Source organism: Saccharopolyspora sp. ASAGF58, assembly GCF_012277335.1.
In the GTDB taxonomy this organism is placed as follows: Bacteria; Actinomycetota; Actinomycetes; order Mycobacteriales; family Pseudonocardiaceae; genus Saccharopolyspora; species Saccharopolyspora hattusasensis.
In genome coordinates this window covers 5,932,567-5,953,658 of record NZ_CP040605.1, presented here as the reverse complement: position 1 = coordinate 5,953,658, position 21,092 = coordinate 5,932,567, and the positions used below count along the sequence as shown (strand labels likewise).

The window sequence follows — 21,092 nt, the reverse complement described above, 5'->3', positions numbered from 1 at the left end:
AACATATACGACCTCGCGAAGAGGTGGGTTGCGGCCGGGTATTTCAGGCGTTCTATTGACATAAAAGCGAGGCTCATGCGAAGTTAATTTATATCGCTTGACCAATATAAACAAGAGGGGGGTGACCGTGTCCATCCGTGCGCTCGGCGTTCATCGCACCCGGGTACCGCTCCGCTGGCGAGACCTTGATCATCAGGGGCACGTCTACCACGGCACCGTGCTGACTCTGCTGGACGAGGCCCGCACCCGGTGGCTGCGTACCGCGATCGGGGTCGAGCATCCCGACGCCTACGTCGTCGCGCGGATCGAGATCGACTACCAGCAGGAGATCCTGATGGACCACGACGCCGCCGAGATCTCGATCGGCATCAGCCGCCTCGGCCACAGCAGCATCCGTACCGCCGAGTCACTGACCCTGCCGGGCGGCGAGCAGGCCGCCCGAGCGGAGGTGGTCGTGGTGATGTGGGACCAGAAGGCGCATTGCTCTCGAGCCCTCACCGCCGACGAGCGCGCCAGGGCCGAGGCGGTGGCCCGTGCGTGACGCGATGATCGTCGCGGCCGCGAGGACTCCGATCGGCCGTATGACCAAGGGCTCCTTGGCACGGGAGCGCCCCGACGACCTCGTCGCGCAGGTCATCCAGCACGCGCTCCGCGCGGTTCCACAGCTCGACCCCTCCGACGTCGACGACCTGCTGCTCGGCTGCGGGTCGCCCGGCGGGGAACAGGGCTTCAACATGGCCAGGGTCGTGGCGGTCCTGCTCGGCCTGGACGAGGTGCCCGGGTGCACGGTCACCCGGTACTGCGCGTCGAGCCTGCAGACGACCCGTATGGCGATGCATGCCATCCGGGCGGGCGAGGGCGACGTCTTCCTCTCCGCCGGAGTCGAGAGCTGCAGCTCGTACGCCAAGGGCGAGGCCGACTCGCTCCCGGGGACCATGAACCCGTTGTTCGACGAGGCGCGCGAGCGCTCAGCGGCCGCCGCCGAGGCGACCCCCGAAGGCTGGGAGGATCCCCGCGCCCACGGCTTGCTTCCCGACGTGTACATCGACATGGGCCAGACCGCGGAGAACGTCGCCGCGCTGCACGACGTCACGCGCGCCGATATGGACGCCTATGCCCTGTTGTCCCAGCAGCGCACGGCGGCCGCGGTGGACAGTGGCTTCTGGGCCAGGGATCTCGTCCCGTACCGCCGCGCCGACGGCACCGTCGTGGACCGGGACGACTGCCCGCGCCCGGACACCACACTCGACGCGCTTGCCGGTCTGCGTCCGGTGTTCCGTCCCGGTGGACGGTCGACTGCGGGCAACAGCTGCCCGCTCAACGACGGCGCGGCGGCGCTTCTCGTGATGAGCGACAGCAAGGCGCGCGACCTGGGAGTGACACCGCTGGCGAGGATCGTCGCCACCGCCGTGTCAGCCCTGTCGCCCGAGATCATGGGGCTCGGTCCCGTCGAAGCCACCCACCGGGTCCTGGAAACCGCGGGGATGTCGCTCGGCGACATCGACCTGTTCGAGCTCAACGAGGCCTTCGCGGCGCAGGTACTGCCCTGCCAGGACCAACTCGGCATCCCCATCGACCGGCTCAATGTCCACGGTGGAGCCATCGCGATCGGGCATCCGTTCGGCGCCACCGGCGCCCGCACCTCGTCCACAATGTTCAACGCCCTGTCCGCGCGGGACAAGGAGATCGGCCTGCAGACCATGTGTGTGGGTGGCGGCCAGGGCATGGCCATGATTCTGGAAAGGCTGTCATGACCACGAAGGCGCACGAAGCGGAGCCGCGCTACTTCTCCTCGCTGCGGCTCGGCGAGAAGCACGTGTCGGCGGGCAGGACCGTGACCGAGGCCGACATCGTCCTCTTCGCGGGACTGTCCGGTGACTTCAACTCGCTGCACACCGACGACGAATGGGTCAGGGCGAACACCGGGTACCGGCGCCGGATCGCGCACGGCCTGCTCGTGCTCGCGATGTCGAGCGGGTTGCGCACGCCCGGACTCGACCAGCTACACGTCCTCGGTTTCCTCAACACGGAGCGCGCGATGGTCGCACCGACCTACCCGGGCGACACCCTGTACGTCACGCAGATGATCACCGCGCTGCGGCCGAGCCGCTCCAGGCCAGGGGCGGGCATCGTCACGATCGAGGTCGAGACAGCCACCCAGGACGGCACCGTCGTCCAGCGCGGCACGGATGTCCTTCTCGTCGGAGGCAAGGATGAAAGCTGAGCAAGCACACGTGCATGCGGACCGCAGATATCTCGTCACGGGTGGCGGTTCCGGCATCGGTCGCGCGACCGTGCTGACCCTCGCCGCGCGCGGCGCCAGGGTGGCGGTGGCCGACATCGACACCGACGCGGCGCACCAGGTCGCGAAGGAGGCCGGGACAAACGCGCTGCCGGTCGCCCTGGACGTCGGCGACCGGGCCTCGTGGACATCCGCCGCGGCCACCGTCGAGGATCAGCTGGGCGGACTCGACGGCCTGGTGAACAACGCGGGCATCACACGTGACCGCTCGATGGCCCGGATGTCCGACGAGGAATGGGGCCAGGTGCTCGACGTCCACCTGCGCGGCGCCTGGCTGGGCTGCCAGATCATGGCTCCGCTCGTCACCGCGACGGACGGCGGCGCGATCGTCAACCTGTCCTCCTCCGGCCGGTACGGCACCTTCGGCCAGACCAACTACTCCGCCGCGAAGGCCGGAGTCGTCGGCCTCACCAGGACGGTCGCGGTCGAGCTCGCCTCACGCGGGGTCCGGTGCAACGCGGTCGCCCCCGGCGCCGTGGACACACCGATGATCGGCACGGTGCCGGACTCGGTCCGGCAAAAGTGGCTGGACACCATCACCCTCGGCCGGCTCGCGGCGCCAGGCGAGATCGCGAACGTCATCGCGTTCCTCCTCTCCCCCGAGGCGTCCTACATCACCGCGCAAGTGATCGACGTGACCGGTGGCGAGCTACACCTATGAGGGCACAGCTGCTCGACGGCGTGGAACTCGGCCGCGTCAGCCCGGTCGCCGACCTCATCGAAGCCGAGGCCACCAGGCCCGAGGCCACTCTGCTGCGCTGGCCGGGAAGTTCGTGGACGGTACGGGAGTTCGCCAGCGCGGCACGCCGTTGCGCCGCTGAGCTGCGCGGCTGTGGCATCCAGACCGGTGATCGGGTCGCGGTCCTCAGCGGAAACTCGGCATGGCGGCTCGCGTGGCAGTTCGGCATCTGGTGGATCGGCGCCGTCGAGGTCTCGGTCAACTCCGAGCTCAAGGGCGACTTGCTGGACTTCGTGCTGGCCGACTGCGACCCCGCGCTGCTCGTGGCCGAGCGTGAGTTCACTGGCTGCCTGCACACCGCACTCACGGTGCCGCGACGACTTCTCGACGACGCCCCACCACCGGAGATCGACGCCGCGACCGCACGCGAGCTCGACGCCGTCCAGACGGAGCTGGCACCGTCCACTCTGGCCACGATTCTCTACACCTCGGGCACCACAGGATCGTCAAAGGGGGTGATGCTGCCGCGCGGCTACTTCTCCAACCAGGGCGCCGTCATCGCGCGGGTGCTCGACCTCGACGAGCGCGACACTGGCTACTTCGTCCTGCCGTTCTTCCACGTCGACTTCCACGTCGTCCTCCCGGCCGTGATCCAGTCGGGTTCCTCAGTCGCGTTCGACCGCCGCTTCAGCGCGCGACGATTCTGGCCGCATGTCAGGGAGTTCGGTTGCACCTGGGCGTTCGCCATCGGGGCCGTGCTCTCGATAGTCCGGAAGCTCGGCGCAGAGCCCGCGGCCGGAACCACGCTGCGGCGCGTCCTCGGCGCACCGATCCCCGACGAGGCGTACACGTTCTTCGAGGACCGGCTCGGCATCGACATCCTGAGCATGTTCGGCCAGACCGAAGCCGACGGCCCTACCTTCGAGACGACCGGCCGGCGCCGCCGAGGCAGCGCCGGAACACCCTGCTCTCATTTCGACGTCGAGATCCACGACGACCGTGGACATCCGGTGGCCGCGGGCACGGTCGGCGAGATCGTCTACCGGCCGCACAGTCCCGACTTGATGATGCTCGGCTACTGGCGCCGGGACGACGCGACGGTCGCCGCCTGGCGGAACCTCTGGTTCCACTCCGGCGACCTCGGCCGGATGGACGATGACGGCTTCCTCTACTTCGTCGGCAGGATGACCGACAGCATGCGTCGCCGAGGCGAGAACATCTCGGCCTACGAACTGGAGATGTCTTTGCGCAAGGCCCCCGGTGTCCAGGAGTGCGCCTCCATCGGCGTGGTCGACGAGGTCGGCGGCGAGGACGAGATCAAGGTCTTCGTCGTCCCCGTCGACGAAAACGGTTTCGATGTCGACGCGTTCTTCGACTACTGCGAGCGGCAACTGCCCCGCTACGCCGTCCCCCGCTACGTCGAGATCACCTCGGCCGAGACGTTCGTGCGCAGCGTCGGCACCGGCGTGATCCAGAAGCGCTGGCTCTCCCGCGCCACGAGCGGAGCCGGGGTCCATGACCGCGAAAACCTAAGGGAGGCACACCGATGAGCTTCACCTGGAAAGACGCGCTGGCCGAGCTGGACCGCAGGAGAGCGCTCGCGCGCGAGCTCGGCGGCGAGCGTCGCGTCAACCGCGCCCATGACCAGGGCCGGTACACAATCCGCGAGCGGATCGACCGGGCTGCGAGCGCGTTCTACGAGGTCGGCGAGTTCGCCGCCTACGAGGACGTCGATGCCACGGGAAAGCTGCGCGGCATGATGCCGGCGAGCTACGTCTGCGGGCTCGGCGAGTTCGCGGGTCGCGCGGTCGCGGTCGGCGGCGAGGACTTCACCGTGCGGGGCGGAGCGCCACAGACCTATCTGGATCGGATGAAGGGCGGCCTCGGCGGCTTCGTGGAAGACCTCGCGCACGAGTACCGGATCCCGCTCGTGCTGTTCATGGAGGGCATCGGCGGCGACGTGGCCGCGCAGGCGGAGAAGGGCCACTCCTACCTCGTGAGCTCACTGAGCTGGCAGCGCTCCTACGAGCTGCTCGCCGAGGTCCCGGTACTGACCATGGTCAGCGGCGCGGCGGTGGGCGGCACTGCGGGACGGACCGTGCTGAGCCACTTCTCGGTCATGACCAAGGATTCCGTTCTCTTCGCCGGGGGCCCACCACTGGTGAAGCGCGCTCTGGGAGTGGACGTCGACAAGCACGAGCTGGGCGGCGCGCGGGTGCACACCGCGGAGTCCGGGTGCATCGACAACCTCGCCGAGGACGAGGACGACGCGATCCGGCAGCTGCAGACCGTGCTCGGCTATCTTCCGCAGAACGTCTGGGAGATGCCCCCGCGAGGCGATCGCAGCGACCCACCCGACCGCCGGGTAGACGAGGTACTCGACATCATCCCGGAGAACCGCCGCCGTCCCTACAAGGCGTCCAAGGTCGTCAGCGCCGTCGTCGACCGAGGCTCGTTCTTCGAGGCCGGCGCGCGCTGGGGCCGCGCGGTGACCACCGGGTTCGCCCGCATGGACGGCATCCCCGTCGGGATCGTGGCGAGCAACCCGCAACACCTCGGCGGCGCGCTCGACGCGGCCGCGGCGGAGAAACAGGTGCGCTTCGTCGACACCTGCAGCACCTTCCACCTGCCCATCGTCTACTTCGTCGACGTGCCGGGCTTCATGGTCGGGCCCAACGCCGAGCGCGGCAACGTCGTCCGCTGGGGCATGCGCGCGATCCAGTCGATCATCCAGGCCGAGGTGCCGGTCGTGACCATCCAGGTCCGCAAGGCCTACGGCATGGCGGTGTCAGCGACGTCGAGCCCGGACAGCCTCAGCCTGCGCCTCGCCTGGCCCACCGCCGAATGGGGCGACCTGCCGGTCGAGGGCGGCGTCGAGGCGGGCTTCAAGCACGAGATCGAGAACGCCGAGAACCCCGAGGAGTACCGGCGGCTTGCAGAGGAACGGATGCTCGCGCTCGCGGACCCATGGAAGACCGCCGAGGCATTCGGGGTGGAGAACATGATCGACCCCAGGGACACCAGGGAGATCGTGTGCGCCTTCCTGGAGGCTTCGCTGCACCGGGTGCGCACCTCCCTCGGCCCGCAACGCAGGCAGTGGAGCCTGCGGCCCTGAACCACAAGACAGACCTCGCGAAGGGAACCCTCATGGCAACAGTGGAATCCGAGACGACCGCGGTGGTGTGGAAGGTCCTCGTCGGAGTCGGCGACACCGTCGAGGAGGGCGACGCCGTCGTCATCCTCGAGTCGATGAAGATGGAGATCCCGGTGGAAACCGGAGAAGCGGGCACGGTCACCGCGGTGCACGTCAAGGAAGGCGACGCCGTGGACGACGGCCACGTGTTGGTCGATGTGAGCTGAGGTCGCCATGTTCACTCGAGTTCTTGTGGCCAACCGCGGCGAGATCGCGGTGCGCATCCTGCGAACCCTTCGGAAGATGGGCATCGAGTCCGTCACGGTCCACTCCGATGCGGAGGCCGACGCGGTGCACGTCCGCGCTGCCGACCAGGCCGTCTGTATAGGCCCCGGACCGGTTTCGGAGAGCTACCTGCGGATCGACCGCGTCCTTGACGCCGCGCGAAGGACGGGCGCACAGGCCGTCCACCCGGGATACGGGCTTCTCGCGGAGAATCCGGAGTTCGCCGAGGCCTGCGAACGGGCCGGGCTCGTTTTCATCGGGCCGACGCCCGAGGCGATCCGGATGATGGGCTCGAAGATCGAGGCGCGAAGGGCGATGTCGGAGGCCGGAGTCCCGGTGGTGCCAGGCGCTCTCGAACCCGTCTCCGGTGGCGACCACGCGCTGGCGCTGGCCGATTCGATCGGTTACCCCATCGCGGCGAAGGCCTCCGGGGCGGGCGGCGGCAAGGGGTTCCGGGTCGCCCGCGATCCCGGCGAGCTTCCCGGCGCCGTCGAGGGCGCGCGCAGCGAAGGGGTACGGTTCTTCGCCGATCCCACCGTGTACCTCGAGCGCTACCTCGACGACCCCAGGCACATCGAGGTCCAGCTGCTCGGCGACACCCATGGCAACGTTGTGCACCTGTTCGAGCGCGACTGCACGATCCAGCGGCGGCACCAGAAGCTGGTCGAGGAGGCACCTGCGCCGCGGTTGCCGGAGCCGCTGCGTACGCACATCGGCGAGCTGGCGATCACGGCGGCCAAGGCCATCGGCTACCACTCGGCGGGCACCGTGGAGGGCCTGCTCGCCGGTGACGAATTCTTCTTCCTGGAGATGAACACCCGCATCCAGGTCGAGCACTGCGTCACCGAGATGGTCACCGGCATCAACCTGGTCGAGCAGCAGGTGCGCGTCGCCGCGGGCGAACGGCTGTCATTCGGGCAGACCGATCTGCGCCTTGATGGGCACGCGATCGAGTGCCGGATCAACGCCGAGAACGCCGCAAAGCACTTCCTGCCCGCACCCGGGACCATCAGCGGATACCAGGAGCCACGCGGAGCGCACGTGCGCGTCGACTCCGGCGTCGGCGAAGGCTCCGCCGTGCTTCCTTTCTACGACCCCATGATCGCGAAACTGATCGTGTGGGGAGAGGACAGGGCCACCGCTACCGACCGCATGCTCCGCGCCCTCGACGAGTTCCGGATCGAGGGCGTCACCACGCTCCTGCCGTTCCACCGCGCGCTCCTCGCCAGTGACCAGTGGCGGCGCGCGGAAAGCTGCCGTGACCTGCTCGAGGACAGCGCCTGGCTGAAGCAGACTGCACGGCATGAGTGACGGCAACCGCGGCGCGACCGACTTCGACCACACCTCGATCGCCGTGCACGACGCGCCGAGCTGGCTGCGCCGGCTCCGGGGCACCCTCGGTGCGACGCCGCTCGTCGGGCAGGTGCTCCCGGAGTTCCGCTACGTCGTCTGCCAGCTCGGCGACGAGCACTCCGGCGGCCGCCTCGAACTCATGGACGCCCAGCCCGACGAGACGGACGGGTTCCTCACCCGCTTCCTCCGCCGGCACGGCGAGACAGCACACCACCTGACCTTTCTCGTGCCCGACGTCGCCCGCACCATCGAACAGGTGCGCGAGCTCGGCCTCCGGGTGGTGAAGACCGACCTCACGCACACCCCGTGGCGGGAGACCTTCCTGCCTCCCGACGATGTCCACGGCGTGACGATCCAGCTCGCCGACAGCGACGTCGGCTACCTACCCCTACGCGAGCTGCTCGGCACCCGGACGCGAGATCCCGCTCGAGTACCAGGCAACCGCGAGGGCCGGGAGCCCGGCTGGTGGGAGTTCGCCTGGGACGTGCCCGCCGGTCCACTGGTGCGCCTGCGGTCCACGACGCTGCGCTCCACCGACCCGGCCTTCTCCCACCGGCTGTTCGCCGATGTCCTCGACGCGGAGACACACCCTCGCCACGACGGCGTCGAGTACCGCTGGCCGGGAGGCAGCCTCGTGGTCCGGCCGGACACCGTGGCCGGAATCAGCCACCTCACGGTCACCGGTGGCCCGGCACCCCGCTACCGCATCGGCGCGACGATACTCGTGCAGGAGCACACATGACCGACGCCCGTCCCGTCCACATCAGTACGGCTGCTGAGGGCGTCTTGCTCGTCGCTATCGACCGGCCGCACGCCCGCAACGCGATCAACGACGAGGTCGCGCGCCTCGTCGCCGAAGCCATGGACCGGCTCGACACCGACGACACACTGCGGGCCGGCATCCTCACCGGCAACGGATCCGGTTTCAGCGCGGGACTCGACCTGAAAGCCTTCCTCGACGGGGAGACCGGCGAGCATCCCGAACGCGGATTCGCCGGCCTGGTCCGCCGCCCACCGCGCAAACCCCTGATCGCGGCCATCGAAGGATTCGCCCTCGCCGGCGGACTGGAGGTCGCGCTCGCGTGCGACCTGATCGTCGCGGCCCGCGACGCGCGCCTGGGCATCCCGGAGGTCAGCCGCGGGCTCGTCGCCGACGGCGGCGCGCTCCTGCGCCTGCCACAGCGACTCCCCCGCAACATCGCCGCGCAACTGGCCCTCATCGGCGACGAGCTACCGGTGCCCCGGCTGCACGAGCTCGGGCTCGTCAACGTCGTCACCGAACCGGGAGAAAGCCTTGCCACAGCTGAGGACCTAGCCACGGCCATCGCGGCCAACGCCCCGCTCGGCGTGGTCGCGAGCAAGTACGTGCTCGACCACGCCGGCAGCTGGCCGGCCGACGAGATCTGGCAACGTCAGGCGCGGGCCGTCGAGCACGTGTGGGCCTCGCGCGACGCGACCGAAGGCGCCCGCGCCTTCGCCGAGCGACGGCCGCCGCGCTTCACCGGCCGGTGAGCAAGAGACGCAACTCGCCGCCCAGCGGCGCGCACAGACTCGCCACGGTGGGGAGATCCATCACGCGCCTGCCGGGTACGACGTGACGTGGTCGAGGAAGTCGGCGACGTGCCGGGCAAGGGCCACCCCGGCCAGCCTGCACACGGCGACGTCGCGGCGCGCCGCAGGGTCGGTCAACGGCACCCGCACGACGCCGTCGTTGCCCCTGGCGGTCGGCGGAGCGACGGCGACCCCGACACCGGCCGCCGCGAGCGACACCGCCATCTCCATGTTGTCGGTCTCGAAGATCACCTTGGGGTGCAGGCCCACGCTCTCGAACATCCGGTCCGCCACCGCGCGGGCGGCGTAGCCGGACTCGGAAAGGATCAGGTTCTCCCCCGCCAGCTCCCGGACGTCCAGCGACGCACGGCCGGCCAGCCGCGTGCCGGCCGCCACGACGACGTCGATCCGCTGCTCGAACAGGACGGTCGCTGCGATCTCGGGGCGCTCAGGAGGCGGGGCGATCATCGCGACGTCGATCTCACGCTCGACGAGCATCTCCGCGAGTCCGTCGCTGCTGCCCTCGCGCAACGAGAACTCTACGTCGGGCCAGCGCGCGGCGAAGCTGCCGACCACGGCGGGCATGTAGTCCGAGCCCAGCGACCGGAGCAGCCCGACCCGGACCAGCTTCGTGCCGGTCAGCCGCGCCTCGCGCAGCCCGATCCGCACCTGCCGCAGCGCGAGACGTGAGTGCTCGGCGAGCAGCCGGCCCGCGGGGGTCAGCTCGATGCTGCGTCCGCTGCGCAGGACCAGCGCCATTCCCAGCTCGTTCTCCAACCGGCGAATCCCCCGGCTCAGTGTGGACGGCGTCATCCGCAGTTCCGCGGCCGCGGCGGCGAAGCTTCCGTACTCGACGATGCTGGAGAGATACAGGAGGTTCGGGCACAGGGCCATCGACGCCCGATATTGGTGCATATGTGCACCGTATCAGTGCAATATCCGCCATTGACGCACCAGAACGGCGTTGCTTGACTTACCCCATTCATTCCCACGGGTGACCGAGCTCACTCGATCATCGCGCCGAGCACCCCGAATTTTGGAGAAAGAGTGACTGATGCGCACGCGCTCGACGGACTGCGGGTCCTTGAGGTCGGCAACTATCTCGCCGGGCCCTACTGCGGCACCTTGCTCGCCGACCTCGGCGCTCAGGTGACCAAGATCGAAGACCCTCATGGCGGCGACGTCGTCCGCACGTATGGCGCCGTCATCGACGGCACACCGGACAGTTCCGCGTTCCTCACCCTGAACCGGAACAAGGGTTCGGTTGCGGTGAACCTCAAGTCCGAAGAGGGCAAGGCGATCTTCCGCGCACTCGCCGTACGGGCCGACGTCGTCGTCGAGAACCTCCGCCCTGGCGCGATGCGGAGGCTGGGCCTGGACTACGCGAGCCTGACGGAGGAGAACCCCGGGCTGATCTACCTCGCCGCGTCGGGGTGGGGCCAGGACGGCCCGCTCGCGACGAACGCCGGGCTAGACATCATGGCGCAGGCTCGCTCCGGCGTGATGAGTGTGACGGGCTTTCCCGGCGGCGAGCCCGTGAAGGCGGGGGTGCCGCTGTGCGACATCGGCGCCGCGATGTACGGGGCCATCGCGGTGCTGGCGGCGCTGAACCACCGCAACCGGACTGGCGAGGGCCAGTTCATCGACGTCTCCCTGTACGAGACCGGGGTCGCTTTCGCCATCTGGGAGTTCGCCAAGCACAGCGCCACTGGCGAGATCCCCGCTCCGCAGGGCTCGGCGCACCAGACCGCGGCGCCGTATCAGGCCATCCGCGCGTCCGACGGCTGGTTCACCGTCGGCGCGGCCACTCCGAAGACTTGGCTGGCGTTCTGCCACGGCGTGGGTCTGACCGAACTGATCGATGACGAGCGATTCGCGTCCAATGACGACCGTATGCGGAACCGGTGCGAGCTGATCGCCACGATCGAGGAGCGGACCCGCACGCAGCCCCGCACACACTGGCTGAACCTCTTCGACGAGGTGGGTGTTCCCGCAGCCCCTATCCACGACTACGGACAGGTGTTCTCCGACGAGAACCTCATCGTCCGTGATTTCTTCTGGGAGTCGACGACACGCGACGGCACACCCGTACGGCAGATGGGCTCGCCGATGCGGCTGTCCAGGACGCCGACCGTCCGGTGCACCCCTGGCCCGGGGCTGGGTGACCTGACCGGCGCGGTCCTCAGTGGACTGGGCTACACCGAGGCCGACATCGCCAGGCTCGACGCGGACGGGGTGGTGCGCGCCGCGCGGAACCCCGCTCCCATCGGAGGCGATGGCCATGGCTGAGTTCCATGAGGTTCCCCTGCTCGCCGAACAGGACGGCCCGGTCTACCGGATGACCTTCAACCGGCCGCACCGGCTGAACGCCGCGACCCCGGAGATGGAGGACCTGATCGTCGCGGGCTGCGAGTATGTCAACCGCACCCCTGAAATCCGGGTCGTCGTGTTCGACGGTGCCACCGGCAGGAAGCCGTCCTTCATGGCGGGCGGGGATATCGAAGGCTTCCGGGGCATGGAGTCTGCCGACGACGTCCGCGCGGTGGAGTCGCACGCCGAACGCACCCTCCGCGCGATCGAGAACCTGCGCGTCCCCGCGATCGCGGCCCTGGACGGGCCCGTGATCGGGCAGGGCGCGCTCCTCGCGGCCTGCTGCGACATCCTCGTCGCCGGGCCGGGGGTGCGCTTCGGCTTCCCCATCGCCCGCACGGTCGGCAACTGCCTGTCGGTACGCAACCTGACGCGGCTGACCGAACTGGTCGGCCTGCCGCTCACCCGCAGGATGATCATGCGGGCGGCACTGCTCGGTATCGGCGACCTGGTTCGCACCGGTGCCGTGAGCGACACCGTGGACACCCACGACGAGCTGCGCGACCTCGCCATGCGCATCGCTCAGGAGATGGCTGGGCTCGCACCGCTGACGCTCTCGTTCACCAAGTCCTCGCTGCTGCGGGCACGTGAGCCCGGCTCCGGCAACGAAGACCTCGTGGTGCGCAGCTACCTCTCCGACGACTCGCGGGAGGCCGTATCGGCCTTCCTGGGCAAAAGATCACCGTGCTGGCGCGGTCGCTGACCTGACGCACGGCAACGCGTTTCCCGGAAGATGCACGACCCACATCTCATCCGTCACCCTACGCAGGAGTCCTCGACATGACGGTCCAGTTCGTTGCCATCGGCATTCTGGTTCTCGTGTTCGTCCTCGGCGCCGTACGGGGAGTGCACATAGGCGCGCTGGCGCTCACCGCGGCGGTCGGAGTCGGCCTGACTCTCGGCCGGCAGCCGTTGGAAGAGGTACTCGGCGGCTTCCCCGTGAGCCTCATGGTGCTGCTACTGGGGATGACCTATCTCATCGCGATAGCGCGGGCCAACGGCACACTGGACTGGCTGGTCGACGGCGCGGTACGTCGCACCGGACGGAAGAAGTTCCTCCTGCCATGGCTGATGTTCGTGATCGCACTCGTCATCGCAGGACTTGGCAATCCCTTGGCGGCCCTCATCGTGATCCCGATCGCGATGCTGCTGGCGGAGAAGAACGGCCGGGACCCGATGGTGATGGGGCTCGGCGCGGTCAACGGCTCCATCGCGGGCGCCTTCGCGCCCACGAGCCTCTACGGCGTGCTCACCGTCAGCATCGGCGAACTCGGCGGCGTGGTGGTCAATCCCTATGCGCAGTTCGCGTTCGTTCTCGCCCTCGTCGTCGCGCTGCAGGTGGCAGCGCAGATACTGTTCCGGCGGCACCGGACCGGGGACGCCGGGGACAGCACAGTGGGCGTCCCAGCCGGGCCCCCCGAGCCCATCGGCGGCGGTATGCCTAGCGGATCGAGTGGGGCTTCGGTGTCGACCGCCGAGCGGGTCGAGCGCACGATGTCCAGCCCGGCGACGGCCACCCGCACCACGCTCGCTCAGCGCTTCACGCTGCTCTGCCTCGCATCTCTGGTTGTCATCGTGATCGCAGTTCCGGCTTTCGGAATCACCATCAACATCGGCGCGGTGGCCCTGGCCTTGGGTGTCGTGCTCTCGCTCGCCTTCCCTCGCGACTCGGCCGCGGCGATCGCCGACATCGACTGGAGCACGATCCTGCTCGTCGGCGGCATCGTCACCTACGTCGCACTGCTGCAGCGCATGGGCGCGGTCGACGCGCTTGGCGACCTCGCCGCCGCGATCCCCTCGCCGCTCGTCGCGGTCCTCATGCTGTGCTTCGTTGGCGCGCTCGTGTCGGCATTCGCGTCCACAACCGCATTGCTGCCGATCATCATCCCGCTCTCGCTGCCGCTCATCGCCGAGGGCGGCATCTCCGCCGCAGGGTTGATCATCGCGCTATCTGTGTCCGCCACGATCGTCGACTCGACGCCGTTCTCCACCTCTGGAGCCGTCATGGTCGCCTGCACACCCGAGGCGGACCGGCCGCGAGTCACCCGGGTACTCCTCCGCTGGGGCCTGTCCATGACGGTCATCGGACCACTGGTGACCTGCGCGGCCCTCGTGATCCCCAGCCTCCTGTAATTTCGGCGATTTCGCGCGAAATTGACACGTGGCACGCGTGGCGAGCGGCGATTTCGCGCGAAATCGGCACTCCTGCACAGCGCGCCCAGCACGCAAGAGTCCACTGTGGATCGTCTTGGCAGTCGTGAATCGCAGTCGTCCGTAGTTACGAGTTGTGCCGGGATTTCGTCAGGATGTCGGCGATTTCGGCCGGCAGTGCGATCCGGCGCCGTACAGCGGAGTTCGACCACCGGCACCGTGCTGGTCCGGCGACGGCAGCCGCACATCTCAGAGGATCGCGGTCGGTGCCCGGTAGTCACCGTCCGCAAAGCGGCGCAGCCGGAAGGGGTGGACGTCGTGGTCGGGACGGGCGTTGTTCACCAGGGCAGCGACGACTTCACCGACGGCGGGTGCGAGACCGAATCCGTGACCACTGAACCCGGTCGCCACGACCAGGCCAGGGTGCTCAGCGGGGCGGTCCAGCACCGGCAGGCCGTCGGGCGTGGCATCGATGACACCGGCCCAGAAGCGTTCAGCGCGCAGCTCGAGCTGGGACGGCAGGGCCGCCCGCAGACGTGTCAGGCTGCGCCTGGCGAGAGCAGGGGACGTGCAGGGCTCCGTGGACACCTCGACTCCGGTGAACCGGTGCCGAAGCTCGCGCAGCGCCTCGGCGTTCACGCGCAGCCGCATTCTGCGGTGGTTATGCAGGAAGGCGGTCATGAAGTGGGGAGCCTGCAGGAGAGTGTCCAGAGTCAGATCGACGTCTCCGCCGCCTCCGGTCGAGAAGATCATCCGACCGTCGGGGCGCTGCCGGAATGCCAGGCCCGGCGCCCACACGCTCGTGGTCGACACGGGCGGCACGGGCGCGGTTAGCCCGACCGTTCCCCGGACCCGATTCTGTGGCAGTCGGATCCCCGCCGTACGCAGCAGTCGGCGCGAGCCCGCGCCGGCGGCGCACACGACCGTTTCCGCCCTCAAAGGTCCGTGGTCGGTGTGGACTCCGATCACCCGGTCTCCCCGTCGTTCGAGCGCGAGGGCACGCCAGCCGGTGAGCACGACCGCGCCGGCCCGGGCCGCGGCCTCACCGTAGGCCCGGGTGGCCGACACCGGGTCGGCGTGCCCGTCCGAACTGGTGTAGATCGCCGTGTCGTGCGGCAGACGCAGACCCGGCACGAGCTCCTGCACCTCGAACGGATCGACCAGTCGAGTGTCGAGACCGTGTTCCGTGCCGATCCCGGCCCAGGTCACGTACTTCTCGGCGGCGTCCGCACCGGCCAGAGCGAGATTGCCACCCTGAACCCACTCGATCTTCTCGTCCAGCTCGTCCTCGAGGCCGCTCCACCGCCGGTTCGCGGCCCGCATCATCGAAAGCTCCTGCGGGCTGCGACCTTGCTGCCGGACGAACCCCCACCCCCGGGTGGACTGGCCGGAACCGAGGACGTCTGCGTCCAGGAGCGCGACCGCGATTCCTTCCCGGCCGAGCTCGTACGCCGTCGCGAGTCCGATGATCCCGCCGCCCACTATGACGACGTCGGGACGGCGACCTTTCGTGGTCGGCATTAAGTTCCTCCCGCGTTATTTCGTTCTTCCGGTCAACGGCCGGATCTCTGCCATCGTGACGGCGCAATAACCAACTGACAATGCACAACATGTGTCATCTTGTGGCGATCTGTTGCGCGAGTTGTTTAGGCTTCGCTGATGGTTCCGACTCTTCGTGAGGTCCTCCAATTCGAGCCCTTTCGCCGGGCCTCGGCCCGCGTTGTCGCGGCTGACGACGCCCTCGATGTCGCGGTCCGCTGGGTCCACATCAGCGAGATGCCCGATTCTGGGCGCCTGTTCCAGGGCGGCGAGCTGCTGTTGACCCAGGGCCGCGGCATCGCATCCGAGGCATCGGCCCAGCGCGCCTGGATTCGCGAGTTGGCTCGGGCCGGCATCGCCGGTGTGGCGGTGGAGGTCGGCGTGGTCCTGCACCGGATTCCCGGCGCGATGTGCGATGAGGCGCGCCACCACGGGCTGCCGGTCATCGAGCTGCAGCACCCCGCCTATTTCATGGACATCACCGAGGCCGTCCACACGACGATCATCAACAGCCGGGTCGGCGCGATGCAGCGTGCCGAGTCCGCCGGACGCCGCATCGCGCGCTTGGCGCTCGATGGGGGAAGCCTCACCGAAACCATAGACGAACTGGCCCGTTCGCTGGATCACCCGGTGGTCGTTTCCGACGCCGCGGGCGAGGTCCTCGCGTACGCTCCACAGACCGCCGAGACCGACCGGCGGGTCGGGAACTGGGCGGCACACGCGCGTGTGGGACACACCCCCACCTCCGACGGCCTACCCTGCCGGACCACTGCGGGCGGTACGACGTGCGTCTGGGCCGCGATCCCGGTCCGCGGCGAGTGTTGGGGCAGCGTGCACGTGCTCGAGCCGGGAGACCCGACCGATGAGGCCGGGCGACTCATTCTGGACCGAGCCGCCACCGCCATCGGGCTGGCCTTCGCCAAGGATCCGGACGCTGGGCTCGGGCAGCAGAACGCCCGCAGTGTCTTCGTGCATGATCTGGTCGGCGGACACGTCGCCGACCAGCGCGAGCTGCGGTTGCGCGCCGCGGCCTTCGGGATCGACCTCTCCGGCAGCTTCCGGGTACTGGTGTTCCGACCGCTGGAGCGGTCTGAGCGGCTGCGTGCAGTCGCCACGTCGGCACGCCGGCTGCTCGCGTCGGATGCGGGGGACCGAGTACTCACCGCGTACGACGGGGGGCAGTTGCTGACGGTGCTGGGTGGTCATGTCCACTCGCCTGACGACGTCCGTGCCCGCGCCGAGCAGGTCGCTGAAACCTGCTATGCGGATCACGGCGTGCCGGTGGTGGCCGGCATCAGCGATCCCGTTCCGGTCACTGGCCTGCCACGGGCATTCGCCGACGCAGCGGACGCCGTCCGGTACGCGACGCGCATTGGACGCGAGCGCGGGGTGCTGCTCTCGGGCGATCTGGGGATCGACCGGCTGCTCATCGACCTCGATCGCGCCCAGTCGCTGAGTCGGCACATCGAGCGCGAGCTCGGAGCGCTGCTTGATCACGACGCCACCGCGAGTACACCGCTCCTGCCGACATTGCAGGTTTACCTCGAGCACTCCGGTCGTAAGGCCGAAGCCGCGCGGGTGCTGTCGATCGAGCGACGGACCTTGTACTACCGCATCGAGAAGATCACGAGACTGCTGAACGTCTCGCTCGAGGACCCCGATGTGAATCTGCGCCTGCTCATCGCATTGCGGGGGCTTGAATTCCGGCGCCGCATACGCAACCGTTCCTAGGACTTCGCGTGGCGGAAGAACACCCGTGAGTGTTTGTGGGTGCTATAGCACCCAATAACGCTCACGGCGTCCTGCCCAACCCGCGCCGCCCTGAGCAACTCGTGCAACTACAGCGAACCGGACTGCACACTCCGTGACTTGTTCCGCGCTTCGGTCGGCGGTCACAGTTGTCGCCAAGCCATCGGGCTCTATCCCTCCCGCACCATGCCGAGGCCGTCATGGTGCGGGCCGTTACGCCGAGGAGATCAATGGATCCGATCACCCGCGAGGTCGTACGACACCGGCTGACCTCCATCGCCGACGAGATGGAGAGCGCGTTGCTGAGGGCCGCCTACTCGACCATCGTCAAGGAGGGGCTCGACGCCTCCTCGGCGGTGTTCGACCGAGAAGGCAACAATATCGCCCAGGCCGCGTCCATCCCCATCCACCTCGGCTGCATGATCCCAGCTGTGGGTGCGGTACTCACCCGCTGGCCTACGGACGAGATGAGCGAGGGCGACGTCTTCGTTCTCAACGACCCCTACGCCGGCGGAACCCACCTGCCCGACATAGCGGTCATTCGCCCGCTGTTCCACGACGGCAACGTGGTCGCGCTCGCCGCGACGATGTCGCATCACCAAGAAGTCGGCGGGATGGTGCCCGGGAGTCTCCCGCCCAACGCCACCGACCTGTTTCAGGAAGGACTGCGCCTTCCCCCGATGAAGCTTGTCGACGGCGGCGAGCCCGTCACCCCGATCTTCGAGGTGATTCGCGCCAACGTGCGCACCCCCCGCGTCGTCCTTGGCGACCTGCGTGCGCAGCTCGCCGCATGCTCGCTTGCCCAGACCCGCGTGAGCGAACTCGTCGGCGAGATCGGAGCCGACACCTACGATGCCGTCGTGGCCGCGCTGCTGGAGCAGTCCCACGAGCTCACCCGCAACCGCATCGCCGCCATCCCCGACGGCAGCTACAGCTTCGTCGACTACCTGGACGACGACGGTGTGGACGTAGGGAAGCCGATCGAGCTCCGGGCAACCGTCACGGTCGACGGCTCGTCGTTGCACGTGGACTTCACCGGGACCGCGCCTCAGACCCGGGGCCCCTACAACTGCGTTCCCGCGTCCTCGATCGCAGCGGTCTACTACGTCCTGCGAGCAGTGACGGGCGACGACATCCCGAACAACAGCGGCTGCTACCGCTCGGTACAGATCACGCTGCCCCCAGGGACCGTGGTGAACCCCGAGGAGCCTGCTCCAGTCAACTCGCGGACCGCGACCGTACTCAGGCTGTGCGACGTGCTGTTCGGCTGCTTCGCGCAGGCGTTGCCGGAGCGGATCCCGGCGGCACACAGCGGCCAGTTGCTGGTGATGAACTTCGGCGGCGTCGATCCCGTCACCGGCGAAACGTTCGTGACCAGCGAGCTCGGCCCGGGTGGCATGGGAGCCCGACCGGGGCTCGACGGGGTCGACGCCGTCGAGTCGAGCGCCTCGAACTGCATGAACGTTCCGGCGGAGGCGCTCGAATTGGCCGCTCCGGTGCGCGTGGAGAGCTGGTCGATCTGGCCCGACTCTGGCGGAGCGGGCCGCTGGCGCGGCGGGTGCGGCACCGAGAAGGTGTTTCTAGCAGGGACCGAGGTTTCGGCCAACTACCGAGGCGAACGGCACACCTCGCGTGCGTGGGGCCTCGACGACGGTATCGGTGCGCCGCACAGCGAAGCGGCGATCCTGCGAGCGGACGGGTCCGAAGAGTCTCTGCCGTCGAAGACGATGGTCAATCTCGAACGCGGTGACCGGCTGCGCGTACGGCTGTCCGGTGGAGGTGGGCACGGGGATCCGATGAGCCGACCGCCGTCCCTGGTCGCGACCGACGTCGCGGACCAGCGGGTCACGGTCTCACAGGCACGTGAGGTCTACGGCGTCGTGCTCGACGCCGACGGCGCCGTGGACGACGCAGCGACCGAGGCGCTGCGGGCAGAAAGCAAGGAGGCATGATGGGAGCATCTGTCGGCATCGACGTCGGGGGCACCTTCACCGACATCATCGTCTGTCCGGATGACGGCGGCCCCGCCACGATCGGCAAGGTCCCCACCACCGTGGACCAAAGCGAAGGTCTCGCCGACGGTCTCGCCCGCACTCTGCGGGCGGCCGGGCTGACCGGCGCGGACGTCACCTCCCTGGTGCACGGTACGACGGTCGGGACCAACGCCCTGCTCGAACAGGGCGGTTCGCGGATCGGCATCGTCACGACGGCTGGTTTCGAAGACATCCTGTACCTCGGCAGGGCCAAGCGCAGCCGGATGTACGACCTGTTCGCCGGAGCGGACACCCCCGACTACCTGTGTCCCCGTTCCCGGGTGCGAGGGGTGCGGGCTCGAATGAGTCCCTCCGGCGAGGAGGTGGACGCTCTCGATGAGGCCGCTTTAGTCGCTGCGGTCGACGACCTCGTCAACCGGCACCATGTCGAGGCGATCGCCGTGTCGTTCCTGTTCTCGTTCGTCGACTCCGGGCACGAGGAGCGTGCTCTCAAGCTCATCACGGCGCGCCACCCCGAACTGACGGTCAGCCTGTCGTCGCGTATCGACCCGCGCTTCCGTGAGTTCGAACGACTGGTCGCCACCGCGGTCGACGCCTACATCCGTCCTCGCATTGCGGCGTACCTGAACCGCGTCGGGACGAGGCTGCAGGAGCTCGGGGTGCCGGCCGCGCTGCAGGTGATGGAGTCGCATGGCGGCGTCGTTTCGGCTGAGCTGGTCGCCGAGCGTGCCGTGGGGACCGTGCTGTCCGGCCTGGCCGGCGGCGCGAGCGGGGCTGCCGCGGTGGCGCGCGACGCCGGCCGCCGGTCCGTTCTCGGATTCGACATGGGCGGCACGAGCACCGACGTCGCCCTGGTCGTGGACGGCAAGCCGCTGGTGCACGATGAGGCCGTGGTGGTCGGCCATCCGCTTCGGGTACCGACCGTCGATGTCCACACCATCGGCGCGGGTGGCGGCAGCATCGCCTTTGTCGATGCCGCAGGCAGCTTGCGCGTCGGACCGCGCAGCGCGGGATCCGTACCCGGCCCCGCCGCCTATGGCCGTGGCGGAACCGAGCCCACCGTTACCGATGCCAACCTCGTGCTCGGATACCTCGGAAGCGAAGGCCTCGCAGGCGGGCGCCTGTCCCTGAACCGGGAACTCGCCGTTTCCGCGTTGCGCCGGCGGGTCGCCGAACCGCTCGGCATGACCGAGACCGAGGCCGCCTGGGGTGTGCACCGAATCGCCTCGGCTTCCATGTCCGCGGCACTGCGGGTCGTCTCGGTGGCCCGGGGGCACGACCCCCGCCGTTTCGCCATCGTCGCCTGCGGAGGAGCGGGACCGATGCACGCATGCACCGTCGCCGACGACCTGAGGATCGACGAAATCCTGGTGCCACCGCATCCGGGCGTTCTGTCCGCCTACGGGCTCCTCAGCGCCGACATGCAGGTCCCGCGGCAACGGACCTTCAGCGGGCGCCCCGGCCACACAAATCCGGCCGAGGTTCTTGCGGCGCTCGAAGCGGTCGCCGATCTCGCTCACGCCGACATCCGGCGCGCCGGAGCCACCGGCGAGATCACCATCGCGCACGCCGTTGACGCCCGCTACGTCGGCCAGTCACACGAGCTGACCGTGCCCGTGGCGGCCAACGACCCGAAACTGCTCGACGCGGTGGAGACCGGCTTCAACAGCCTGCACGAGCGCCACTACGGGCAGCGGGACCCCGAGGGCATGGTGGAGATCGTCGGCGTGCGCGCCACGGCCTCGATGGCCCGACCGCGCCCGTCGATCGCTCCGAGCACAGCACCGGTGCACCGCGGGGAACGCAGCATCTACCTGCCCGGGGAGGACCGCTTCGCCGCCGTGCCGGTGCTGTCGCGCTCGGCGGTGCCGGACCAACTCGACGGGCCAGCGGTAATCGTGCAGGAAGACACCACTGTGCTGGTCCGTGAGGGCTGGCGTACCGAACTCACCCCCACTGGAAATCTGTTCCTCAAGCGTTCCTGAC

General features: G+C 68.9%; 18 protein-coding genes. 16 read left to right on the top strand and 2 right to left on the bottom strand.

The genetic code is table 11. The features are described from left to right. Positions 1-121: 121 nt before the first annotated feature. The 10 genes from FDZ84_RS27760 to FDZ84_RS27715 are packed head-to-tail and all read left to right on the top strand — an operon-like array spanning position 122 to position 9,264. Complete coding sequence (locus FDZ84_RS27760; RefSeq protein ID WP_132495263.1) at positions 122-541, top strand: thioesterase family protein; 420 nt, start codon at positions 122-124, stop codon at positions 539-541. Next, on the top strand, positions 534-1,754 hold the full coding sequence (locus tag FDZ84_RS27755; RefSeq protein WP_168588274.1) for an acetyl-CoA C-acetyltransferase: 1,221 nt from the start codon (positions 534-536) through the stop codon (positions 1,752-1,754). The genes FDZ84_RS27760 and FDZ84_RS27755 overlap by 8 nt, the downstream gene beginning before the upstream one ends. Then, complete coding sequence (locus FDZ84_RS27750) at positions 1,751-2,224, top strand: MaoC/PaaZ C-terminal domain-containing protein (protein WP_168588273.1); 474 nt, start codon at positions 1,751-1,753, stop codon at positions 2,222-2,224. Before FDZ84_RS27755 ends, FDZ84_RS27750 begins: the two co-directional genes overlap by 4 nt. Beyond that, positions 2,214-2,963 carry an SDR family NAD(P)-dependent oxidoreductase gene (locus FDZ84_RS27745; RefSeq protein WP_168588272.1) on the top strand — a complete coding sequence of 250 codons (750 nt, stop codon included), beginning with the start codon at positions 2,214-2,216 and terminating at the stop codon, positions 2,961-2,963. The genes FDZ84_RS27750 and FDZ84_RS27745 overlap by 11 nt, the downstream gene beginning before the upstream one ends. Next, positions 2,960-4,531, top strand: coding sequence for an AMP-binding protein (locus FDZ84_RS27740; RefSeq protein ID WP_168588271.1), 1,572 nt, complete (start codon positions 2,960-2,962; stop codon positions 4,529-4,531). Before FDZ84_RS27745 ends, FDZ84_RS27740 begins: the two co-directional genes overlap by 4 nt. Then, entirely contained in the window at positions 4,528-6,096 is a 1,569-nt protein-coding gene (locus FDZ84_RS27735; RefSeq protein WP_168588270.1) for an acyl-CoA carboxylase subunit beta, read from the top strand. Before FDZ84_RS27740 ends, FDZ84_RS27735 begins: the two co-directional genes overlap by 4 nt. A gap of 32 nt (positions 6,097-6,128) precedes the next feature. Beyond that, positions 6,129-6,341, top strand: a complete 213-nt coding sequence (locus tag FDZ84_RS27730) for a biotin/lipoyl-binding carrier protein (protein WP_132495323.1) — start codon at positions 6,129-6,131, stop codon at positions 6,339-6,341. Between the two features lie 7 nt (positions 6,342-6,348). Then, positions 6,349-7,710 (top strand): acetyl/propionyl/methylcrotonyl-CoA carboxylase subunit alpha, encoded by a 1,362-nt coding sequence (locus tag FDZ84_RS27725; protein WP_168588269.1) that lies wholly within the window; start codon positions 6,349-6,351, stop codon positions 7,708-7,710. Next, positions 7,703-8,494 carry a VOC family protein gene (locus tag FDZ84_RS27720; RefSeq protein ID WP_168588268.1) on the top strand — a complete coding sequence of 264 codons (792 nt, stop codon included), beginning with the start codon at positions 7,703-7,705 and terminating at the stop codon, positions 8,492-8,494. The genes FDZ84_RS27725 and FDZ84_RS27720 overlap by 8 nt, the downstream gene beginning before the upstream one ends. Then, on the top strand, positions 8,491-9,264 hold the full coding sequence (locus FDZ84_RS27715) for a crotonase/enoyl-CoA hydratase family protein (RefSeq protein WP_168588267.1): 774 nt from the start codon (positions 8,491-8,493) through the stop codon (positions 9,262-9,264). Before FDZ84_RS27720 ends, FDZ84_RS27715 begins: the two co-directional genes overlap by 4 nt. Positions 9,265-9,324: 60 nt before the next feature. Here the strand turns inward: FDZ84_RS27715 and FDZ84_RS27710 are convergent, their stop codons facing one another. Then, complete coding sequence (locus FDZ84_RS27710; RefSeq protein WP_168588266.1) at positions 9,325-10,218, bottom strand: LysR family transcriptional regulator; 894 nt, start codon at positions 10,216-10,218, stop codon at positions 9,325-9,327. A 132-nt stretch (positions 10,219-10,350) separates the two neighbouring features. Between FDZ84_RS27710 and FDZ84_RS27705 the strand changes: the two genes are divergently transcribed. From FDZ84_RS27705 to FDZ84_RS27695, 3 genes are all read left to right on the top strand, one after another. After that, positions 10,351-11,592: a CaiB/BaiF CoA-transferase family protein gene (locus tag FDZ84_RS27705; protein WP_168588265.1), complete on the top strand. Its 1,242-nt coding sequence runs from the start codon at positions 10,351-10,353 to the stop codon at positions 11,590-11,592. Beyond that, the gene (locus FDZ84_RS27700) at positions 11,585-12,376 is read left to right on the top strand and encodes an enoyl-CoA hydratase-related protein (RefSeq protein WP_168588264.1); all 792 of its coding nucleotides are present in this window, start codon (positions 11,585-11,587) and stop codon (positions 12,374-12,376) included. Before FDZ84_RS27705 ends, FDZ84_RS27700 begins: the two co-directional genes overlap by 8 nt. 77 nt (positions 12,377-12,453) lie before the next feature. Further along, entirely contained in the window at positions 12,454-13,806 is a 1,353-nt protein-coding gene (locus FDZ84_RS27695; RefSeq protein WP_168588263.1) for an SLC13 family permease, read from the top strand. A 267-nt stretch (positions 13,807-14,073) separates the two neighbouring features. Here FDZ84_RS27695 and FDZ84_RS27690 read toward each other — a convergent pair whose 3' ends face one another. Further along, on the bottom strand, positions 14,074-15,345 hold the full coding sequence (locus FDZ84_RS27690) for an FAD-binding oxidoreductase (RefSeq protein WP_168588262.1): 1,272 nt from the start codon (positions 15,343-15,345) through the stop codon (positions 14,074-14,076). Between the two features lie 138 nt (positions 15,346-15,483). Between FDZ84_RS27690 and FDZ84_RS27685 the strand changes: the two genes are divergently transcribed. The 3 genes from FDZ84_RS27685 (at position 15,484) to FDZ84_RS27675 (ending at position 21,091) form a co-directional block, all read left to right on the top strand. Continuing rightward, complete coding sequence (locus FDZ84_RS27685) at positions 15,484-17,094, top strand: PucR family transcriptional regulator (protein WP_168588261.1); 1,611 nt, start codon at positions 15,484-15,486, stop codon at positions 17,092-17,094. A 248-nt stretch (positions 17,095-17,342) separates the two neighbouring features. Continuing rightward, positions 17,343-19,064, top strand: a complete 1,722-nt coding sequence (locus FDZ84_RS27680; RefSeq protein WP_168588260.1) for a hydantoinase B/oxoprolinase family protein — start codon at positions 17,343-17,345, stop codon at positions 19,062-19,064. Then, complete coding sequence (locus FDZ84_RS27675) at positions 19,061-21,091, top strand: hydantoinase/oxoprolinase family protein (protein WP_168588259.1); 2,031 nt, start codon at positions 19,061-19,063, stop codon at positions 21,089-21,091. The genes FDZ84_RS27680 and FDZ84_RS27675 overlap by 4 nt, the downstream gene beginning before the upstream one ends. Position 21,092 lies beyond the last annotated feature (1 nt).

Coding starts and splice junctions, on each gene's coding strand:
- FDZ84_RS27745 (WP_168588272.1), top strand. CDS start 2,214: ATGAAAGCTGAGCAAGCACACGTGCATGCGGACCGCAGATATCTCGTC.
- FDZ84_RS27695 (WP_168588263.1), top strand. CDS start 12,454: ATGACGGTCCAGTTCGTTGCCATCGGCATTCTGGTTCTCGTGTTCGTC.
- FDZ84_RS27680 (WP_168588260.1), top strand. CDS start 17,343: ATGGATCCGATCACCCGCGAGGTCGTACGACACCGGCTGACCTCCATC.
- FDZ84_RS27720 (WP_168588268.1), top strand. CDS start 7,703: ATGAGTGACGGCAACCGCGGCGCGACCGACTTCGACCACACCTCGATC.
- FDZ84_RS27715 (WP_168588267.1), top strand. CDS start 8,491: ATGACCGACGCCCGTCCCGTCCACATCAGTACGGCTGCTGAGGGCGTC.
- FDZ84_RS27740 (WP_168588271.1), top strand. CDS start 2,960: ATGAGGGCACAGCTGCTCGACGGCGTGGAACTCGGCCGCGTCAGCCCG.
- FDZ84_RS27750 (WP_168588273.1), top strand. CDS start 1,751: ATGACCACGAAGGCGCACGAAGCGGAGCCGCGCTACTTCTCCTCGCTG.
- FDZ84_RS27730 (WP_132495323.1), top strand. CDS start 6,129: ATGGCAACAGTGGAATCCGAGACGACCGCGGTGGTGTGGAAGGTCCTC.
- FDZ84_RS27690 (WP_168588262.1), bottom strand. CDS start 15,345: ATGCCGACCACGAAAGGTCGCCGTCCCGACGTCGTCATAGTGGGCGGC.
- FDZ84_RS27685 (WP_168588261.1), top strand. CDS start 15,484: ATGGTTCCGACTCTTCGTGAGGTCCTCCAATTCGAGCCCTTTCGCCGG.
- FDZ84_RS27735 (WP_168588270.1), top strand. CDS start 4,528: ATGAGCTTCACCTGGAAAGACGCGCTGGCCGAGCTGGACCGCAGGAGA.
- FDZ84_RS27675 (WP_168588259.1), top strand. CDS start 19,061: ATGATGGGAGCATCTGTCGGCATCGACGTCGGGGGCACCTTCACCGAC.
- FDZ84_RS27710 (WP_168588266.1), bottom strand. CDS start 10,218: ATGCACCAATATCGGGCGTCGATGGCCCTGTGCCCGAACCTCCTGTAT.
- FDZ84_RS27700 (WP_168588264.1), top strand. CDS start 11,585: ATGGCTGAGTTCCATGAGGTTCCCCTGCTCGCCGAACAGGACGGCCCG.
- FDZ84_RS27725 (WP_168588269.1), top strand. CDS start 6,349: ATGTTCACTCGAGTTCTTGTGGCCAACCGCGGCGAGATCGCGGTGCGC.